Consider the following 17047-nt stretch of genomic DNA (forward strand, 5'->3'; position numbering starts at 1 on the left):
AATATGGTGGTTGTAATAAGACATATGAGCCGACTTAGCTTTAAACGATACCATGACACCTTGTATGCCACAGACCGCAAGCCGCCGCCCACATGTCCCTTCATCTCATCAACTATGTGAAAGAGCGGACAAAGAAACCGGCGTCGCTTCGCTACCCCTTTTTTAGGAGGGGCGGTTCGCGTCGCCTGCGTTTCGCTGTCCCGGTGAAGCGTTCCTAGTGGCTCGCCCCGTCCGGTGAACAGGCCTCTACGGGGGCCTGCCGAAACCGTCAACGGCTTTTTGCACTTTTGTGTCGAGAAAGTTGCAGATCGACGGATTTCCGCGGGTTTACGCGCCATCAATCGGTTGGGTTACAGTGTCGGTCGATGGAACCTTCCGCCGAATCAACCGCGCCGCCCGCCGAATCGCTGCAGAATCAGGTCCGGCGTGCCGTCATCTGGCGGTCGGGGAGCCAGATCGTCGGCCAGATCGTGTCATGGGCCTCCACCTTCCTCGTCATCCGGCTGCTGACGCCGGGCGATTACGGGCTGGTGGCGATGACCGGGGTCGTGCTGCTGCTGCTCAACATGCTGAACGGCCACGGCCTCGCCAATGCGCTGATCCAGCATGGCGAGGTGACGCGCCACCAGCAGCGGCAGGTGTTCGGCATGTTGCTGATGCTCAACCTGCTGCTGGGTGGATTGCAGTTCCTGCTCGCGCCGCTGGCAGCCGCCTATTACCGCGAGCCGTTCGTCGCCGACCTGCTGCGCGTCCAGGCGCTGCTCTACGTCACCACGCCATTCAGTTCGTTCGCCTATGCGCTGCTCGCACGACGGATGGATTTCCACCGGCAGGCGCAGGTCAACCTGTTGTCGTCGCTGTTGGCAGCCCTTGCGGCGATCGGCGGCGCCTATGCCGGGCTGGGAGTGTGGACGCTGGTGCTGGCGCCCGCCGTGATGTTCGCCACCCGCGCGATCGGGATGATGACCGCAGCCCGGGCATGGATGTGGCCGAGCTTCGACTTTCGCGGCGCCGGGCACCTCGCCCGCTATGGCGGAGTCGTTGCCGGCGCGAGCCTGCTCGGCTTCGCGCAGAGCCAGGCCGACATCCTCGTCGCCGGGCGCGCATTCGATGCCCATGCCGTCGGCGTCTATACCACCGCTCTGTTCCTCACCCAGATCTTCACGAACAAGGTCGTGCCGCCGATCAACGAGGTCGCCTTTTCCGCCTATGCGAAGATGCGCGACGATCCGGCAGCGGTGGCACAGGGGTTCGTGCGGTCGGTACGGGTGCTGATGCTGATCGCGGTACCGTTCTTCGTCGGGCTGGCGGTGACGGCCGGGCCGGCGGTCGCGATCGCGCTGGGGCCGAAATGGTCGGAGGCCGCGCCGCTGGTCGTGCTGCTCGGCCTCGCCATGCCGTTCATGACGTTGCAGGCGCTGTTTCCCCCCGCGGTCGATGCGCTGGGCAGGCCAGGCACGACCGCCGGCACCACCGCGATCGGCGCGGTCATCCTGCCGATCGCGTTCCTGATCGGCGCGCGCTTCGGGATCGAGGGGGTGGCCGGGGCGTGGATCGTCGCGCACCCGCTGCTGCTGGCGATCGTCGCCGCGCGGGCGCTGCCGGTGATCGGACTGTCGGCCGGCGCCTTCCTGCGCGCGGTCGCGCCGGCGTTCGGCGCGGGCGCGGCGATGGCCGGCGCGGTGACGCTGGCCGCACGGGTTGCCGCCCCCCTGTCGCCGGCACCGATGCTGGCACTGTCGGCCGCCGTCGGCGGCATGGTCTATGCCGGGTCGCTGTGGCTGTTCGCCCGCAGCGCCGTGCTCGACGCATGGGCGATGCTGCGCAAGTCCTGACCCAGCCGTTCGATCGCGGTACGCGTCGCCGACAGATAGGCATCGCCGTGGAAGCGATAGGTGCCGATGAAGTGGACGAACGCGGGATCGGTCGGAAAATGCGCCCGGCCGAACAGCGCGGCGTTCCAGAAGTTGAGATAGCGGGCATAGGGCAGCAGCAGCGGATCGCGGCCATTGGCGACGACGAAGTTCGACGTCACCTGCTCGCTGCCCCAGCGCGACCAGCTCGCCCGGCCGATCGCATCGTCCATCGCCTGCGAAAAGCCCTCCGCCAGCGCCCGCCCCGGACCGCCCGGCGCGAAGCCGGCAAAACCCGAACAGCCACGGACATATCGCAGCACGGGATGGCCGGGAATCGCGACCGATCCGATCGCAGCCTCGGCAGCGTCCTGCACATGCAGGCCGGGACGCCGGGGGTCGACGCCGGCCCGGTCGCGCGCGATCGCGTCCGCCGCGCGGCTCTCGGCGCTCGCCTCGCCGCGCAGGGTGAAGTCGCGGCCCGCATCGATCGCCGCGCGCACCTCGGTCAGGTCGCCCAGCGTCACCGTGTCCGAATCGACCTGGATCACATAGGCGTCGGTCCGCAGGTCGAGGATCGTCAGCAGCCGCTCCCACGTCCCGCCGCGCGGACACGGTCCGGTATCGACATCGCCGATCGCGACGATGCGCGGATCGTTCAGGTGATGCGCCAGCACGGCGTGATCCCCGGCGGTCAGCGTACCGTCGTCTAGGATCACCACCCGTCCGCGCCCCAGCTGCTGCCGCAGCGACTTCACCGCGACCAGATAGGGCAGCAGCACCGCCGTCCCGATCATCGAGAACAGGATGACGCCATCGTCGCCGTGCGGAATCGGCGGCGTCGTCAGCACCCGCCGCGCCAGCCGCCGGTGCAGCCACTGCTTGACGTGCCAGTTGAGGTGTTCGGCGATCGTGGGCGAGGACATGGACACGCTGTATCGCGCCGGCCTTAACTGCCGGTCAACACCGTCTGTCCTCAAAGGTTGTTTGGAAACTCGCGAAAGAGCGAGTTTCGGGCGGCACCAGCCCGCTCCCCCACCCGGCCACCCATCAAGGATACGCTGTGGGTGGCCGGGTGGGGGAGCGGGCGAAACCCGCCAAGGTTCCGACGAGCCGCAGGCTCGTTGGAATGCGGGTGAAGGGTGGTGCCGTGAATGCGCCTCGACGCATTCCAAACGCGCTCACGCCTGCTGGATATAGTCGCGCATCGCCCGCGCCTCCGCCTCGATCCCGTCGATGCGGTGCTTGACGAGGTCGCCGATCGACACGAACCCGACCAGCCGTTCGTCCTCGACCACCGGCAGGTGGCGGATGCGCCGCTGCGTCATCAGCGACAGCGCGCCCAGCACCGATACCTGCGGCGTCACGGTGATCGCCGGGCTGGTCATCCGTTCGCCGACGGCCATGTCGAGCGCACCCGCGCCGACCTCGACCAGCGCATGGATCATGTCGCGTTCGGAAAAGATGCCGGCGACCTGTCCCTCGACCAGTACCGGCACCGCGCCGATGCGATGCTGCGCCAGCAGCGCCACCACCTCGCGCACCGGCCGGTCGGCGCCTACCGACACCACGTCGCGTCCACCCGAAATCGTTGCGATCGTCATCGCCCTCTCCTGTCGCCGGCACGGGCAGCCTTGCCTGCCCGTGTCTCCGGCTTGAGAATTCCACGCTTCGCGCCCATTGAAAAGCCATGGCGAACGACCTCGACGATCCCGACTATGCCGCCTTTGCGTGGGCGCGGTTTCGCTGGATGCTCAAGATCATGGCCGGGGTGTCGGTGGTCGCGGCGCTGGTGGCGCTGGCCGGCATCTGGTGGTGGATCGGTTCGATGCACTGGGTGACCGCCGCCGCGACGCTGGGCGGGGTCGGCGGATCGGTGATGCTGGGCGGCGTGCTGATGGCGCTGGTGTTCCTGAGCAACGGATCGGGCCATGACGCCGCGGTCGATGCGTTCAATGCCGATCGCGACCCGGGGCGCGATTCGCGGGGGTAGGTGGCGTTGGGGCTTCGGGTGCGACCCGCCCCTTTCGTCACTCCCGCGTAGGCGGGAGTCCATAGGCGCCGACGTCGCCCTTCCTGCCGAAACGGTAGTAGCTATGGATTGCCGCCTTCGCGGGAATGACGGACGTTGGCGGCACCGACCTGCACGCCGTTACCCTGGAACTGATCCGGGACGACGATGGGACGAGCGTCGACACATCCGTCACACCCCCACAACGCAAAACCCGCCGGATGCCCTGTCGGCACCCGGCGGGTTTTCGCGAAACGGACCGGCCCGGCAAGGACCGGACGCGCTTACTTGATCTTGGCTTCCTTGAACTCGACATGCTTGCGCACGACGGGATCGTACTTGCGGAAGGTCAGCTTCTCGGTCTGGTTGCGCGGGTTCTTCTTGGTGACATAGAAGAAGCCGGTATCGGCCGAGCTGACGAGCTTGATCTTGACGGTGGTCGGCTTTGCCATGACCCAAAAACCCCTTGGGCCTGACGCCCGCGAAATGACAATGGAAAGCGACCCGCCACGACGCGGGCTGCTGCAAGTTGGGGGCGCATGGGGCAATCGCGTGGCCGAGTCAAGGCCGCAGCCCTTCACCGGAACGTAACCTGTCGCCGGCATGTTGTGAATCAGGCGATTGGGAGGCGGTGATGCGGATCGAGTCGGTGCATATCGATGCGGAGCGGGCGATGACCCTTGGCGGCCGTACCCACCCCTTTGCCGAGATCGAGGCGATTCGCGCGATCGCCACTGCCGAAGCCAGCCTGCCCGCGCTGTCGGTGCTCGCCGTCATGGACGCAGCGATCGCACGCGGCGAGCGGCGCTCGATCGGCGAATGGACCGCGCTGGCCCGCGAAGCCGTGCGCTGCGGGCGCAGCGATGCGGCCACGGCGCAGGCCTACGCCGCGGTCTGCACGGTACGCCTCGCCGACTGATTTCCACCACAGCGATGGACCCGCTCGTTCCCGCGTTCGTCGCGGTCCTGCTGGCGGGGGTCGGCGACCGGCCGGCGCTGCTCGCCGCGATCCTCGCCGACCGTCACGGACGCGGCGCGACGATCGCCGGCATCGTCGCGCAGGCGATCGGCTTCGGGGTTGCCGCGGCGGCGGGTGCGCTGGTCGCGCCGCATTTGACCCCCAATGCCCGCAACCTGCTGCTGGCCCTCGCCCTGCTGTCGGCCGGCGGATCGGCGCTGGTCGCGGCGCGGATCAGGGACCGGCTGGACCATTGGCGGCTGCCGGGCTGGCTGACCGGGCTGCTGGGCATGGCGATCCTCGCGTTCGGCGACCGTGGCCAGTTCCTCGTCTTCGCGCTCGTCGCCCGCACGCCCGATCCGGTCGCGGGGGCGGTCGGCTCGACGCTGGCGGCGGGCGCGCTGTCCGCCGCCGCGGCGACGCTGGGCGAGCGCGGCTGGCTGGCGCTGCCGTTACGCCGGGTCCGGCCGGTGGTCGGCGGCCTGTTGCTGATCGCCGGCGCGGTCCTTGGCCTCGGCGCGCTGCGCCTGCTGTGATCCACCGCGTCGATCGACGTCAGCGGATATTTTGCGCGACGGCGGCGGGAAAGAATCGGCGGTGCGATCGTTGCCCAACCGAATCATATCCAGCCGGAGAACCCGCCGTGACCAACCCCGCGCTCGACACGCCCACCGACCTGCCCAACAACAAGGTCGCCAGCGTCGCCGACGGCCTGAACGCCGCCCTTGCCGACTGCTTCACCCTGTATCTGAAGACCAAGAACTTCCACTGGCACGTGTCCGGCCCGCATTTCCGCGACTATCACCTGATGCTCGACGATCAGGCGTCGCAGATCCTCGCGGTCACCGACGTGATCGCCGAGCGCGTGCGCAAGACCGGCAACACGACGCTGCGCTCGATCGGCGACATCGCGCGTCGCACCGCGATCAAGGACAATGACAAGGACTTCGTGAAGCCCGACGACATGCTCGCCGAACTGCGCGACGACAATCTCAAGCTGGTCGAACGCCTGCGCGAAGCCCGCGAAGCCGCCGAGGATGCCGGCGACACCGCCACCAGCAGCCTCGCCGACGACTGGATCGACCAGGCCGAGGAACGCGCATGGTTCCTGTTCGAGGCCGCCCGCAAGGGCTGACCTCCCGCCCGCCAGCGACCCGAAGCCCGCCGGTGCATCCGCCACCGGCGGGCTTTTTGCTGCCCCCGCGCCGTCCGGGTCGGAACCGCAACCCCTGTCGGGCGCTCCCCCCTGTATCGCGGCAACGACGCCGCCGGGCTACGGAGCGAATGGCATGTTGAAATGGGCGGTGATCTTTCTGGTGGTCGGTCTGGTGATGGGCGCGCTGGGCTTCGGCGGGATCGGTGGCGCGTTCGTCGGCCTTGCCAAGATCCTGTTCTTCGTCGCGATCGCCGTGTTCGTCGTGCTGCTGGTCCTCGGGCTGCTGGCGGGCAAGGGCGTGAAGCGCGCGCTCGACTGACGCGCACGCGATGCGGGCCTTTGCCGACCTGCTCGACCGGTTGATCTACACCCGGTCGCGCAACGCCAAGCTGGCGCTGATCGGCGCCTATCTGCGCGAGACGCCCGATCCCGACCGGGGCTGGGCGATCGCCGCGCTGACCGGCGATCTCGACCTGCCCGCGGTCAAGTCGGCGACGATCCGCACGCTCATCATCGAACGCACCGATCCGGTGCTGTTCGCGATGAGCCGTGACTTCGTGGGCGACACGGCGGAAACGGTCGCGCTACTGTGGCCCGAACCGCCGCCGGGCGCGGTCCCCGATCCCGTTCCACTGACGCTCGACGCCGTGGTCACCCGCTTGGGCAGCCTGTCGCGCTCCGACGCGCCGCGCGCGCTGGCGGACATGCTCGACCGGCTCGAATCGGACGAACGCTTCGCGCTGCTGAAACTCGCCACAGGGGGCTTGCGCGTCGGCGTATCGGCCCGCCTCGCCAAAACCGCGCTGGCGCAGGCGTTCGGCCTCGACGTCGATGCGGTCGAGGAAGTGTGGCACGGCCTCGTCCCGCCCTATACCGAACTGTTCGCCTGGGCCGAGGGGCGCGGCGAACAGCCGCACGCCGCCGACCTGCCGGTGTTCCGCCCGTTCATGCTCGCCCACCCGCTCGACGACGGCGTCGTCGACCTCGCCGACTATGCCGCCGAATGGAAATGGGACGGCATCCGGGTACAGCTGGTCCATGTCGGCGGCGAGACCCGGCTCTACAGCCGCGCGGGCGACGACATCACCGCCGCGTTTCCCGAAGTCGCCGCCGCGTTCCGCACCCCCGGCGTCCTCGACGGCGAATTGCTGGTGCGTGGGCTGGGACAGGGCGACGCGCTCCATGCCGACGACACCGGTGCCGCCAGCTTCAACGCGCTGCAACAGCGGCTGGGGCGAAAAATCGTGTCGAAGGCGATGCTGGCGGAATCCCCCGCCTTCGTCCGGCTCTACGACATCCTGTTCGACGGCTCGCAAGACCTGCGCGAACGCCCGTGGACCGAACGCCGCGCGCGGCTGGAGACGTTCGTCGCCGCGCTCGACCCCACCACCTTCGACCTGTCGCGTGTGATCGACGCAGCCGACTTCACCGCGCTGGCCGACCTCCGGTCGCGCGCCCGCGATTCGGCGATCGAGGGCGTAATGCTCAAGCGCCGCGACTCGCCCTATATCGCCGGACGCCGCGTCGGGCTGTGGTACAAATGGAAACGCGATCCGCTCGTCGCCGACTGCGTGATGATGTACGCGCAGCGCGGGTCGGGCAAACGCTCGTCTTTCTATTCCGACTATACCTTCGGCTGCTGGACCGCCGATCCGGTCGAGGGCGGCGAGCTGCTGCCGGTGGGCAAGGCCTATTCGGGCTTCACCGATGCCGAGCTGAAGGACCTCGACCGCTTCGTGCGCCAGCATACGGTCAACCGCTTCGGCCCGGTGCGCGAGGTCGAAAAGACGTTGGTGTTCGAAGTGGCGTTCGATTCGATCCACGCGTCGAAACGCCACAAATCGGGCGTCGCGATGCGCTTCCCCCGCATCAGCCGCATCCGCACCGACAAGCCGGCGGCGGAGGCCGACCTGATCGCGACGCTGCTGAAAATGGTGAGCTGATCCACCACGAACGTCATCCCGACGCAGGCCGGGGCGTCGTTCAGGATTATTGTTCCACCGGCTCCAGCGCGATCTCGAACAGCGTCGGCCACCATTTCCCCGTGACGAACAGCCGCTTGCCCGCCGCATCCCACGCGATCCCGTTCAGCACCGCTTCCGGATCGAGCGCGCCCAGCTCGGCGCGCAGCGGCGCAAGGTCGACCAGCCCGTCGACCGCGCCGGTCGCCGGATCGATCCGCACGATATAGTCGCGGTGCCAGATATTGCCCCACAGCCTGCCGTCGATCATCTCCAGCTCGTTGAGGTTGTGTATCGGCCGCCCATTGGCGGTGACCGTCACCCGCCGCCGCTCCCTGAACGTCTTGGGGTCCATGAAGCGCAGCGTCGGCGTCCCGTCCGACAGGATCAGCGACGTGCCATCGTTCGCGAGGCCCCAGCCCTCGCCCGGATAGCGCGCCCGCCCGACCGGCTTCAGCGTCTTCGCGTCCCAGCGATGCGCGATCCCGTCCTGCCACGTGATGCTGACCAGCTGGTTGCCGTCCACCGCCAGCCCCTCGCCGAACTGCAACCCCGGCAGCTTCGTACGCGCCAGCACCTTGCCGTCGGCCAGCCGCACCCGCCGCACGTCGGACACGCCGGGCTGTCCGGTACTTTCGAACAGCGCGCCGTCATGCCACACCAGCCCCTGGGTAAAGGCGGTGCGATCGTGCGGATAGCGCGCGACGATCCGCGCCGCGATCCCCTCGACCGGCACGGGCGCGGGCGCCACCGGCGGCGTGCCGGTCTGCGCCGCGGCGGCGGTGGTCGCGAGCGCGAGCGTCAGCGGTAGCATCCAGCGAATCATGGGTGTCCTTATCCTCGCAACCGTCCTGCCCGCGTCCGACCCGATCAGAACGCCACCGCCGGCCCGGCGGGCACGATGCCGGTCGGATTGATCGCCGTGTGGCTGCGATAATAATGTGTCTTGATCTGGTCGAGGTCGATCGTCTCCGCGACCCCGGGCAGCGCGGCGACCCGTTCGGCCAGCGCGCGCAACCGCGGATAGTCGATCAGCCGCCGGACATTGCATTTGAAATGCCCGTGATAGACCGGGTCGAACCGCACCAGCGTGGTGAACAGCCGGATATCCGCCTCGGTCAGCGTATCGCCGACCAGCCAGTCGCCCGCCAGCCGCGTCTCCAGCCAGTCGAGCGTATCGAACAGCGCATGCACCGCTTTGTCATAGGCGTCCTGCGTCGTCGCGAAGCCGGCGCGGTACACGCCGTTGTTGACGCTGTGATAGACCCGGTCGTTCACCGCATCGATCTCCGCCCGCAGCGCTTGGGGATAATAGTCGCCCGGCCGCGCGCCGAGATCGTCGAACGCGGTGTTCAGCATCCGTAGGATCTCCGACGATTCGTTGTTCACGATCCGCCGTTCGCGCCGGTCCCACAATACCGGCACCGTGACCTTGCCCGTCATGCCGGGTCGGGCGAGCGTGTAGAGCTGGTGCAGATGGTCGGCGCCGTTCACCGGATCGCCCGTCCCGCCGAACGCGGGGGCAAAGCTCCACCCCTGCGCGCCCATCAGCGGCCCGACGACCGTGACCGGCAGCATCGCCTCCAGCCCCTTGAGCGCACGCACCACCAGCGTGCGATGCGCCCACGGACAGGCGAGGCTGACATAGAGGTGATAGCGATCCCGCTCCGCCGGCACGCCGCCCTGCCCGTCCGGCCCCGGCCCGCCATCCGCCGTCAACCAGTCGCGAAAACCGCTTTCGGCGCGCTGGAAATTGCCCGACGCGTCGGTCGGCGCGACCGGCGTATCGTTGGTCCACACCCCGTCCTGCACCATGCCCATCGTCGATCCCTTTCGCGTGTGTCCTGCAACACGATCAGGACGCGTCGGGGTTCCCGTTGCGTGCCCTGCTCTCGCGCCGGAGCGGCCGTGCGACCGGACAGACTTCCTGCACGAAGCCGTTCAGCGTGTTGGCGAGGTTGTCGGGCACCAGCCGGTAATAGACGAACTGCCCGCGCTTTTCGCTCGTCACGAGCCCCGCCGCATCGAGGATCGACAGGTGTTGCGAGATCGACGGCTTCGACATGTCGAACCGCGCCGCGATCTCGCCCGCGCTCATTTCGGCATGGGCGAGATAGGCGAGGATCTTGCGCCGGGGCACCGACGCCAGCGCTTCGAAGACACGTTGCATCCCGCCGATATAGGCCGGACCATCCCGCTTGACAAACATGCTTCGCTATTTAGGAATATACCTAATTACCGAAGGAGCGCGTTATGCCCGATCGTTCGACCCGCCGGATCAAGGCGCTGCCCGAAACCTCCGCCGTGGCGGGAACGGTGCGATGGGCACCGCGCAAGTCGATCTGGATCGGCGGCATGACGGCGGTCGCCCTGATCGCCGGACCATGGTTCGTGACGCCGGGCGCGGTGCTGCTGTTCCTCGCGACCAGCGCCGTCACCCTGTGCGCCGGCCATTCGATCGGACTGCACCGGCTGCTGATCCATCGCAGCTTTTCCGCGCCCCTCTGGGTTGAACGCGTCCTCGTATATCTCGGCACGCTGGTCGGCATGGCCGGGCCGATCGGCATGGTCCACCTGCACGACATGCGCGACTGGGCGCAACGCCAGCCCGACTGCCACCCGCTGCACGCCCACCGCACCACGATGGCGCGCGATGCGTGGTGGCAGATGCACTGCCAGCTCGACCTCGACCATCCGCCGCGCTTCGTGCCCGAGCGGTATCTGCGTGACGACCGCTTCCTGCGCGCGCTCGAATCGACGTGGATGGCGCAGCAACTGCCCTGGGCGTTGCTGTTCTGGTGGGTCGGCGGGTTGCCATGGCTGGTCTGGGGCGTGGCCGTCCGGGTCGCGGCCGGCGTCACCGGACACTGGCTGGTCGGCCACATCACCCATCGCCGCGGGCCGCAGGGCTGGGTGGTCGACGGCGCCGGCGTGCAGGGCCACGACCTGCCCGCCGCCGCGCTCGTCACCTTCGGCGAAGCGTGGCACGGCAACCACCACGCCTTTCCCGAATCGGCGCGACTGGGAATCCTGCCGGGCCAGCACGATCCCGGCTGGTGGGTGCTGCTGGCGCTGCGGCGGGCCGGGCTGGTACGCGATCTGAACGAACCGGCGGACCTGCCGCCGCGCGCGGGGTTGCGGCGGGTACAGGGCGCAGCGGCGGTGGAGACGGTCGCGTGAACGTTGCCGCACCGTCGGTCTGCCGGCGCATCGCATCGGTCAGCGTCGCGGCCATGGCGGCAGTTACCATTCTGATCGCATCCTGGGGATTGCGAGAGGGGATCGACCATGGATCGGTCGTCGACGACCGCCTCCCCGGACTGATGCAGTTGGGGCTGTTCGGCATTGTCGTCGGATCGTGCATCGCAGTACCGATCTGTCTGATGCTCGGGCTGCCGCTATGGGACTTCGCGATACGATCGGGACGGCAGCGCCGCAGCGACGCGCTGCGCTTCGGGCTGATCGCCGGCGGCTTCATCGGCGCGGCAATGGCGATCATCGGCATTGCCGGCACCCGCTGGTTCGACGAACCGCTCGACTTCCTCGGCTATTGTCTCGCCGGCCTCTGTGCTAGCCGGGTAGCACATCGGCTCGGCTATCCTCGAAGCTGAAAGCGCGCCGGCTTCGGCCTGACCCATCCCGTTCGAAACGAGCGTCATTCCAGCGAAGGCCAGGATCTCTCGGGGTAAAGCGCAGCAGGCGCCGCGAGAGGCCTCGGCCTCCGCCGGGGCGACGTTCCGGGCGGAGGGATCGGCCTCTACCCTCCGATAGCTTCGACCATGTCGAGGGGCCGATACGAATAGCCGGCCGGCCTCTTCACCCCTCCCCGATCAACCGCAGCAGCGAGCAATCGGGATCGAGCAACGCTCCGATCCGCAACCCGTGCTGCGGGACCGGCGGCTGCAACCGGGGAAAGCCCTCGGCCTTCTCCGGCACGCCGGCGGCCACCGCCACCGCATAGAAGGCGTCGACGTCGTCCAGTCGCAGGCAACTGCCATAACCGCTGGTCGCCGGATCGAAGTCGGGCCACGCAAAGAATTCGAGCTGCAGCGCGCCCCGGGTCAGGATCATCCACCCCGCATCGCGCCAGCCCTCGACAAAACCGAGCTTGGCGAAGAAGGCCGACGTCACCGCGAAATCGCGCGACGGCAGGTTGGGTGTGGCACGGTCCATCTTCTTTCCCCCAGACGAAAAAGGGCCGGCTATCCCGAAGGACAGCCGGCCCTGATTTCATCGCCGTGGCGAAACCTCAAAGCTTGTTGAGGTTCACCGCTGCGTGCTTGCCGCGACGATCGACTTCCAGCTCGAATTCGAGCCGGTCGCCTTCGTTGAGCGTCGGCAGACCCGCGCGCTCGACGGCCGAGATGTGGACGAATGCGTCCGGCTGGCCATCGTCGCGCTGGATGAAGCCGAAGCCCTTCATCGCGTTGAAGAACTTCACGACGCCGCTCGCGCGCTCGCCGGTCAGCTGCCGCTGCGGGCCGCCCATGCCGCCGCCACGCGGGCCGGCATCACGTGCTTCGCGCGGTTCACGCGGGGCACCGCCGCCGGTGACTTCCATCGGCTCGCCGTCGATCTTCAGGTCGGTCGCCGAGATGCGGCCGCCACGATCGACGAGGGTGAAGCCCATCGGCTGCCCTTCGGCAAGCGCGCTGAGACCAGCCTGCTCGACCGCCGAGATGTGCACGAACACGTCCTCGCCGCCGTCGTCGCGGACCACGAAGCCGAAGCCCTTCTGCGCGTTGAAGAACTTGACCACGCCTGTCGCCTCGCCGACGACCTGCGGGGGCATGCCGCGGCCACCGCCGCCGCCACCACCGAAGCCGCCACCGCCGCCGCCGAAGCCGCCGCCACCACCGCCGCCACGGAAACCGCCGCCGCCGCCGCCGAAGCCGCCACCGCCAAACCCGCCGCCGCCGAAGCCACCGCGGTCGCCGCCGAAACCGCCGCCGCCGCCGTAGCTGCTGCCGCCGCCTTCGTCACCAAAACCGTCGCGCTTGTCCCTGCCGCGCCCACCGCGCTCGCCGCGCCGTCCTCGATCGAAACTCATTGCCCTGTTCGTCTTCCCGGTTCGCCCAACTTCATCGTAAACCCAAGCGTCGAGCGAAAAACGCAGGTGTCCGGGCACCGCCAAACCGGGTGCCACTCGCTTGTCATAGCCTAAAAGCGCACGGTCCCAAACGAATTTCGCCGCTGCAATCGTTCCGCTGGCCGCGAACCTTGTCATATTGTGGCGAAACCGGCACAGAATCGCCCCATGGATACCATTTTCGCGCTTCTGGCCGACCCGACCGCCTGGGCCGCCTTCCTCACGCTGGTCGTGCTGGAGGTCGTTCTCGGTATCGACAACCTCATCTTCATCTCGATTCTGTCGAACAAGCTGCCCCCGCATCAGCAGCAGCTGGCGCGGCGAATCGGTATCGGTCTCGCGCTAGTCATGCGGCTGCTGCTGCTGTCGATGATCGCGTTCATCGTCTCGCTGACCACGCCGGTGTTCGACCTGGGGCTGCAGGGCGCGCCCGACGGCTATGGCCGGCCGGCCTTCGAAACCGCCTTTTCGTGGCGCGACCTGATCCTGATCGCGGGCGGGCTGTTCCTGGTGTGGAAGGCGACCAAGGAAATCCATCACACGATGGACGACGAACCGACCGGCGACGCGCTCGACCGGAAGGGCAAGGCCGCGATCGGCTTCGGCTCGGCGATCGCGCAGATCGTCGCGCTCGACATGGTGTTCTCGATCGATTCGATCCTGACCGCGGTCGGCATGACCGACGAGGTCCCGATCATGATGGCGGCGGTCATCGTGACGGTCGCGATCATGCTGGTCGCCGCCGATCCGCTGGCGCGCTTCATCAACGCGAACCCGACCGTCGTCATGCTGGCGCTGGGCTTCCTGCTGATGATCGGCGCGGTGCTGATCGCCGACGGCTTCGGCGTGCATGTTCCCAAGGGCTATATCTATGCGGCGATGGCGTTCTCCGCCGGGGTCGAGACGCTCAACATCGTCTCGCGCCGATCGAAGACGAAAAAGCGTCTCGCCCGCGAGGGCGCTGCTTCCTGATGCCGGGCGAATGCCCGACATGCGGCGCCAGCCCGCTCCCCCACCCGGCCACCCACACGGTATTCTCGATGGGTGGCCGGGTGGGGGAGCGGGCTGGCACCGCGAATCTCGCGCCAAGCGAGTTTTCAAACCCGCCTCCAACCGCTAGGCGCTACCGATGACCGTTTATTTTCACGAAGAAGACCTGCCCGAAGGCGTCTTCGCTCCCGGTGCCGACATCGCCGTCGATACCGAGACGATGGGCCTCATCACCCCGCGCGACCGGCTGTGCGTGGTGCAGCTGTCGGACGGTGGCGAGGACCAGCATCTGGTGCGCTTCAACCCCGGCAGCACCTATGCCGCGCCGAACCTGAAGGCGGTGCTGGCCGATCCGGACCGGGTGAAGCTGTATCATTTCGGCCGGTTCGACCTGGCGGCGATCGAACATTATCTGGGCGTCGTCGCCGCGCCCGTGTTCTGCACCAAGATCGCGTCGCGGCTGGTGCGCACCTATACCGACCGGCATGGGCTCAAGGAACTGGTCCGCGAATTGCTGGGGCAGGATATCTCCAAGCAGCAGCAGTCGTCCGACTGGGGCGGCCCGGTGCTGTCGGAGGCGCAGCGCGACTATGCCGCGTCCGACGTGCGCTTCCTGCATGCGCTACGCGAGGAACTAGCGAAGCGGCTGGCGCGCGAGGGGCGGAGCGATCTGGCGCAGGCCTGTTTCGACTTCCTCCCGCACCGCGCGCGACTTGATCTTGCCGGCTGGCCGGAAACCGACATTTTCGCGCACATCTAGAGGACCGGCATGTCGGAGATCGCCCGCCAGGAACGTACGCGCCGACAGCGTCGCGCCGCACCCGGCAGCGCGCATGACCGGCTGATCGCGCTGCTGATGGTCGCGCTGCCGATCGCGATCGGCGTGCTGGCGGCGTTCCTGGTGATGGCGCCGCTGTTCATGCGCGGCGACACCAGCTTCGTCCTCGACAAGAACAAGGTCGACGTCGCGCAGGAACGCATGCGGCTGCGCGCCGCCGAATATCGCGGACAGGATGCCAAGGGGCAGCCCTTCGTCATCGACGCCGGGTCGGCGGTGCAGAAAAGCTCGGCCGAACCGGTGGTGCATATGCAGCAGCTCGCCGCCGGCATCCGCCTGCCCGACGGCCCGGCCCGGCTGACGGCGCCGCGCGGGCGCTACGACATGGACACCGAACAGGTGCAGGTGCTGGGGCCGATCCGGTTCCGCGCCGCCAACGGCTATGCGCTCGACACCACCAACGCGACCGTCGACCTCAAGACCCGTCGCCTGCGGAGCGGCAGCGCGGTCACCGGCACCACGTCGATGGGCAATTTCAGCGGCGACCGGCTCGACGCCGATCTGGAGGAACGCACCGTGCGGCTGACCGGCAATGCGCGCTTGCGCATCGACCCGGCACGCACGAAATAGTCGGCCATGATTCGCCCTGCGCTCCCCGGCTTCCTCGCCACCATCGGCCTCCTCGCGATCGCAGGCTCGGCCCCGGCGCAGACGCGACATGATTCGAACGCGCCGATCGACATCTCGGCCAACGCGATCGAGCTGCAGGACAAGCAGCGGCGCGCGGTCTTCACCGGCGGCGCGGTGTTCCGCCAGTCGACGATGACGCTGAACGCCGATCGCGTCGTCATCGCCTATACCGGCCAGATCACCGACGGCGCGCCACAGGCGACGCGGATCGACGCAACCGGCAACGTCGTGCTGACCCGCCCCGACCAGACCGCGCGCTCGCGCTTCGCCGTGTACGACATCAACCGCCGCGTGGTGACGATGATCGGCGGCGTCCGCCTGACACAGGGGGCCAACACGCTCAACGGCGGGCGGCTGTCGATCGACCTCGACACCGGCCGCGCGACGATCGACGGATCGGGCGTGGGCGGCGGCACGACATCCGGCGGCACCGTGCAGCAGAGCGGCGGGCGCGTGACCGGCCGCTTCTCGGTGCCCAAGCGCAACTGACGCCGGGCCAAAGTAGCCAAACCGTTCGTGCTGAGTAGGGACTGAGCGTGTCGAAGGCCCGTATCGAAGCACTTGGCGCCAGTCCTTCGATACGCCCCTTCGACAAGCTCAGTGGCTACTCAGGACGAACAATCGGGGGTCGATGGCAGACGGGAATTGGCCGCACATCTCACCCAACCCACCGATCCGTGCTTTCCTTTCCCGCGCCCGTCATGCAATAATCCTGCCAAAGTCGCGGCGGTAACGCCTCGATAACCGTCGCCATGCGATCAGGACGTTGCCGATGCCCGACACCACCCTGCTGACACCCGCCACCGAAGCGCGCCCGTTCGCCGAGATCCCGTCGGATCGCGGCCTGTCGGTCGTGTCGATCGCCAAGTCCTACGACAAGCGCGTCGTGCTGTCCGACGTGTCGATGTCGGTCGGCCGCGGCGAGGTCGTCGGTCTGCTCGGCCCCAATGGCGCGGGCAAGACCACCAGCTTCTATTCCGCCATGGGGCTGGTGAAGCCCGACGCCGGCCGCATCCTGCTCGACGGTGAGGATATCACCGCGCTGCCGATGTACCGCCGTGCGATCCTCGGCCTCGGCTATCTGCCGCAGGAAACGTCGATCTTCCGCGGGCTGTCGGTCGAAAAGAACATCCTCGCCGTCCTCGAACTGGCCGAACCGGACAAGGTGGCGCGCGCCGCGCGGCTCGAACAGCTGCTCGACGAATTCGGCCTCACCCGCCTGCGCACCGCGTCGGCCATGGCGCTGTCGGGCGGCGAGCGGCGCCGCGCGGAGATCGCGCGCGCGCTGGCCGCCAACCCGACGATCATCCTGCTCGACGAACCGTTCGCCGGCATCGACCCGATCTCGATCGCCGACATCCGCGACCTCGTGATCCAGCTGAAATCGCGCGGCATCGGCGTGCTCATCACCGACCACAATGTCCGCGAGACGCTGGAAATCGTCGACCGCGCCTACATCATCTATGACGGGCGCGTGCTGTTCGCCGGCTCGCCCGCCGAACTGGTCGCCGACGCCAATGTCCGCCGCCTGTATCTCGGCGAAGGCTTCGAACTCTAACCG

Annotated in this window: 22 protein-coding genes; 14 read left to right on the forward strand and 8 right to left on the reverse strand. The window is 68.0% G+C overall.

Annotation, left to right across the window (positions count from 1 at the left end):
* Positions 1–365: 365 nt before the first annotated feature.
* A complete protein-coding gene (locus tag QLH51_RS16575) occupies positions 366–1835 on the forward strand; it encodes a lipopolysaccharide biosynthesis protein (protein ID WP_125661413.1) in 1470 nt (489 codons plus the stop codon).
* Here the strand turns inward: QLH51_RS16575 and QLH51_RS16580 are convergent.
* Positions 1763–2779: a hypothetical protein gene (locus tag QLH51_RS16580; protein ID WP_206429247.1), complete on the reverse strand. Its 1017-nt coding sequence runs from the start codon at positions 2777–2779 to the stop codon at positions 1763–1765. The genes QLH51_RS16575 and QLH51_RS16580 overlap by 73 nt on opposite strands.
* Positions 2780–3034: 255 nt before the next feature.
* A complete protein-coding gene (locus QLH51_RS16585; RefSeq protein ID WP_125661411.1) occupies positions 3035–3457 on the reverse strand; it encodes a CBS domain-containing protein in 423 nt (140 codons plus the stop codon).
* 86 nt (positions 3458–3543) lie between these two features.
* On the opposite strand from QLH51_RS16585, the gene QLH51_RS16590 reads away from it, so the two are divergent.
* On the forward strand, positions 3544–3846 hold the full coding sequence (locus QLH51_RS16590) for a hypothetical protein (RefSeq protein WP_125661408.1): 303 nt from the start codon (positions 3544–3546) through the stop codon (positions 3844–3846).
* Between the two features lie 302 nt (positions 3847–4148).
* Here QLH51_RS16590 and rpmG read toward each other — a convergent pair whose 3' ends face one another.
* Positions 4149–4316: a 50S ribosomal protein L33 gene (gene rpmG, locus QLH51_RS16595; RefSeq protein WP_055757016.1), complete on the reverse strand. Its 168-nt coding sequence runs from the start codon at positions 4314–4316 to the stop codon at positions 4149–4151.
* 182 nt (positions 4317–4498) lie between these two features.
* Here rpmG and QLH51_RS16600 point away from each other — a divergent pair, with 182 nt between their 5' ends.
* The 5 genes from QLH51_RS16600 to QLH51_RS16620 all read left to right on the forward strand — a co-directional run bounded on the left by QLH51_RS16600 (position 4499) and on the right by QLH51_RS16620 (position 7921).
* On the forward strand, positions 4499–4783 hold the full coding sequence (locus QLH51_RS16600) for a hypothetical protein (protein ID WP_125661406.1): 285 nt from the start codon (positions 4499–4501) through the stop codon (positions 4781–4783).
* A gap of 14 nt (positions 4784–4797) precedes the next feature.
* Positions 4798–5358 (forward strand): TMEM165/GDT1 family protein, encoded by a 561-nt coding sequence (locus QLH51_RS16605; protein WP_125661403.1) that lies wholly within the window; start codon positions 4798–4800, stop codon positions 5356–5358.
* 107 nt (positions 5359–5465) lie between these two features.
* On the forward strand, positions 5466–5957 hold the full coding sequence (locus tag QLH51_RS16610; RefSeq protein ID WP_125661400.1) for a Dps family protein: 492 nt from the start codon (positions 5466–5468) through the stop codon (positions 5955–5957).
* Between the two features lie 154 nt (positions 5958–6111).
* Positions 6112–6297: a DUF1328 family protein gene (locus QLH51_RS16615; RefSeq protein WP_125661397.1), complete on the forward strand. Its 186-nt coding sequence runs from the start codon at positions 6112–6114 to the stop codon at positions 6295–6297.
* Between the two features lie 10 nt (positions 6298–6307).
* Positions 6308–7921, forward strand: coding sequence for a cisplatin damage response ATP-dependent DNA ligase (locus tag QLH51_RS16620; RefSeq protein ID WP_125661394.1), 1614 nt, complete (start codon positions 6308–6310; stop codon positions 7919–7921).
* Between the two features lie 46 nt (positions 7922–7967).
* Here the strand turns inward: QLH51_RS16620 and QLH51_RS16625 are convergent, their stop codons facing one another.
* The 3 genes from QLH51_RS16625 to QLH51_RS16635 are packed head-to-tail and all read right to left on the reverse strand — an operon-like array spanning position 7968 to position 10148.
* The gene (locus QLH51_RS16625) at positions 7968–8765 is read right to left on the reverse strand and encodes a glutaminyl-peptide cyclotransferase (protein WP_206429246.1); all 798 of its coding nucleotides are present in this window, start codon (positions 8763–8765) and stop codon (positions 7968–7970) included.
* A 44-nt stretch (positions 8766–8809) separates the two neighbouring features.
* Positions 8810–9760: a glutathione S-transferase family protein gene (locus QLH51_RS16630; RefSeq protein ID WP_125661391.1), complete on the reverse strand. Its 951-nt coding sequence runs from the start codon at positions 9758–9760 to the stop codon at positions 8810–8812.
* 34 nt (positions 9761–9794) lie between these two features.
* Positions 9795–10148 carry a metalloregulator ArsR/SmtB family transcription factor gene (locus tag QLH51_RS16635; protein ID WP_241217984.1) on the reverse strand — a complete coding sequence of 118 codons (354 nt, stop codon included), beginning with the start codon at positions 10146–10148 and terminating at the stop codon, positions 9795–9797.
* A 44-nt stretch (positions 10149–10192) separates the two neighbouring features.
* Between QLH51_RS16635 and QLH51_RS16640 the strand changes: the two genes are divergently transcribed.
* Together QLH51_RS16640 and QLH51_RS16645 are read left to right on the forward strand one after the other, a co-directional pair.
* A complete protein-coding gene (locus QLH51_RS16640; RefSeq protein WP_125661388.1) occupies positions 10193–11119 on the forward strand; it encodes an acyl-CoA desaturase in 927 nt (308 codons plus the stop codon).
* On the forward strand, positions 11116–11550 hold the full coding sequence (locus QLH51_RS16645) for a hypothetical protein (RefSeq protein ID WP_125661385.1): 435 nt from the start codon (positions 11116–11118) through the stop codon (positions 11548–11550). Before QLH51_RS16640 ends, QLH51_RS16645 begins: the two co-directional genes overlap by 4 nt.
* 205 nt (positions 11551–11755) lie before the next feature.
* Here QLH51_RS16645 and QLH51_RS16650 read toward each other — a convergent pair whose 3' ends face one another.
* A complete protein-coding gene (locus tag QLH51_RS16650) occupies positions 11756–12112 on the reverse strand; it encodes a bleomycin resistance protein (RefSeq protein ID WP_125661382.1) in 357 nt (118 codons plus the stop codon).
* Positions 12113–12188: 76 nt separating this feature from the next.
* Positions 12189–12989 (reverse strand): cold-shock protein, encoded by an 801-nt coding sequence (locus tag QLH51_RS16655; protein ID WP_125661419.1) that lies wholly within the window; start codon positions 12987–12989, stop codon positions 12189–12191.
* A gap of 207 nt (positions 12990–13196) precedes the next feature.
* Between QLH51_RS16655 and QLH51_RS16660 the strand changes: the two genes are divergently transcribed.
* The 5 genes from QLH51_RS16660 (at position 13197) to lptB (ending at position 17044) form a co-directional block, all read left to right on the forward strand.
* Positions 13197–14000: a TerC family protein gene (locus QLH51_RS16660; protein WP_125661379.1), complete on the forward strand. Its 804-nt coding sequence runs from the start codon at positions 13197–13199 to the stop codon at positions 13998–14000.
* Positions 14001–14157: 157 nt separating this feature from the next.
* Positions 14158–14778 carry a ribonuclease D gene (locus QLH51_RS16665; protein ID WP_125661376.1) on the forward strand — a complete coding sequence of 207 codons (621 nt, stop codon included), beginning with the start codon at positions 14158–14160 and terminating at the stop codon, positions 14776–14778.
* A 9-nt stretch (positions 14779–14787) separates the two neighbouring features.
* Complete coding sequence (gene lptC, locus QLH51_RS16670) at positions 14788–15426, forward strand: LPS export ABC transporter periplasmic protein LptC (protein WP_125661373.1); 639 nt, start codon at positions 14788–14790, stop codon at positions 15424–15426.
* 6 nt (positions 15427–15432) lie between these two features.
* A complete protein-coding gene (locus QLH51_RS16675; RefSeq protein WP_125661370.1) occupies positions 15433–15975 on the forward strand; it encodes an LptA/OstA family protein in 543 nt (180 codons plus the stop codon).
* Positions 15976–16258: 283 nt separating this feature from the next.
* The gene (lptB, locus tag QLH51_RS16680) at positions 16259–17044 is read left to right on the forward strand and encodes an LPS export ABC transporter ATP-binding protein (protein WP_125661368.1); all 786 of its coding nucleotides are present in this window, start codon (positions 16259–16261) and stop codon (positions 17042–17044) included.
* Positions 17045–17047: the final 3 nt, after the last annotated feature.

Origin of the sequence: Sphingomonas sp. 2R-10, assembly GCF_030062225.1 — a bacterium.
Lineage (GTDB): Bacteria > Pseudomonadota > Alphaproteobacteria > Sphingomonadales > Sphingomonadaceae > Sphingomonas.

Excerpts from the sequence above, each read along its gene's own strand:
- QLH51_RS16575 (WP_125661413.1), top strand. The coding sequence starts at position 366 with ATGGAACCTTCCGCCGAATCAACCGCGCCGCCCGCCGAATCGCTGCAG.
- QLH51_RS16580 (WP_206429247.1), bottom strand. The coding sequence starts at position 2,779 with ATGTCCTCGCCCACGATCGCCGAACACCTCAACTGGCACGTCAAGCAG.
- QLH51_RS16585 (WP_125661411.1), bottom strand. The coding sequence starts at position 3,457 with ATGACGATCGCAACGATTTCGGGTGGACGCGACGTGGTGTCGGTAGGC.
- QLH51_RS16590 (WP_125661408.1), top strand. The coding sequence starts at position 3,544 with ATGGCGAACGACCTCGACGATCCCGACTATGCCGCCTTTGCGTGGGCG.
- rpmG (WP_055757016.1), bottom strand. The coding sequence starts at position 4,316 with ATGGCAAAGCCGACCACCGTCAAGATCAAGCTCGTCAGCTCGGCCGAT.
- QLH51_RS16600 (WP_125661406.1), top strand. The coding sequence starts at position 4,499 with ATGCGGATCGAGTCGGTGCATATCGATGCGGAGCGGGCGATGACCCTT.
- QLH51_RS16605 (WP_125661403.1), top strand. The coding sequence starts at position 4,798 with ATGGACCCGCTCGTTCCCGCGTTCGTCGCGGTCCTGCTGGCGGGGGTC.
- QLH51_RS16615 (WP_125661397.1), top strand. The coding sequence starts at position 6,112 with ATGTTGAAATGGGCGGTGATCTTTCTGGTGGTCGGTCTGGTGATGGGC.
- QLH51_RS16620 (WP_125661394.1), top strand. The coding sequence starts at position 6,308 with ATGCGGGCCTTTGCCGACCTGCTCGACCGGTTGATCTACACCCGGTCG.
- QLH51_RS16625 (WP_206429246.1), bottom strand. The coding sequence starts at position 8,765 with ATGATTCGCTGGATGCTACCGCTGACGCTCGCGCTCGCGACCACCGCC.
- QLH51_RS16630 (WP_125661391.1), bottom strand. The coding sequence starts at position 9,760 with ATGGGCATGGTGCAGGACGGGGTGTGGACCAACGATACGCCGGTCGCG.
- QLH51_RS16635 (WP_241217984.1), bottom strand. The coding sequence starts at position 10,148 with ATGTTTGTCAAGCGGGATGGTCCGGCCTATATCGGCGGGATGCAACGT.
- QLH51_RS16640 (WP_125661388.1), top strand. The coding sequence starts at position 10,193 with ATGCCCGATCGTTCGACCCGCCGGATCAAGGCGCTGCCCGAAACCTCC.
- QLH51_RS16650 (WP_125661382.1), bottom strand. The coding sequence starts at position 12,112 with ATGGACCGTGCCACACCCAACCTGCCGTCGCGCGATTTCGCGGTGACG.
- QLH51_RS16655 (WP_125661419.1), bottom strand. The coding sequence starts at position 12,989 with ATGAGTTTCGATCGAGGACGGCGCGGCGAGCGCGGTGGGCGCGGCAGG.
- QLH51_RS16660 (WP_125661379.1), top strand. The coding sequence starts at position 13,197 with ATGGATACCATTTTCGCGCTTCTGGCCGACCCGACCGCCTGGGCCGCC.
- QLH51_RS16665 (WP_125661376.1), top strand. The coding sequence starts at position 14,158 with ATGACCGTTTATTTTCACGAAGAAGACCTGCCCGAAGGCGTCTTCGCT.
- lptC (WP_125661373.1), top strand. The coding sequence starts at position 14,788 with ATGTCGGAGATCGCCCGCCAGGAACGTACGCGCCGACAGCGTCGCGCC.
- QLH51_RS16675 (WP_125661370.1), top strand. The coding sequence starts at position 15,433 with ATGATTCGCCCTGCGCTCCCCGGCTTCCTCGCCACCATCGGCCTCCTC.
- lptB (WP_125661368.1), top strand. The coding sequence starts at position 16,259 with ATGCCCGACACCACCCTGCTGACACCCGCCACCGAAGCGCGCCCGTTC.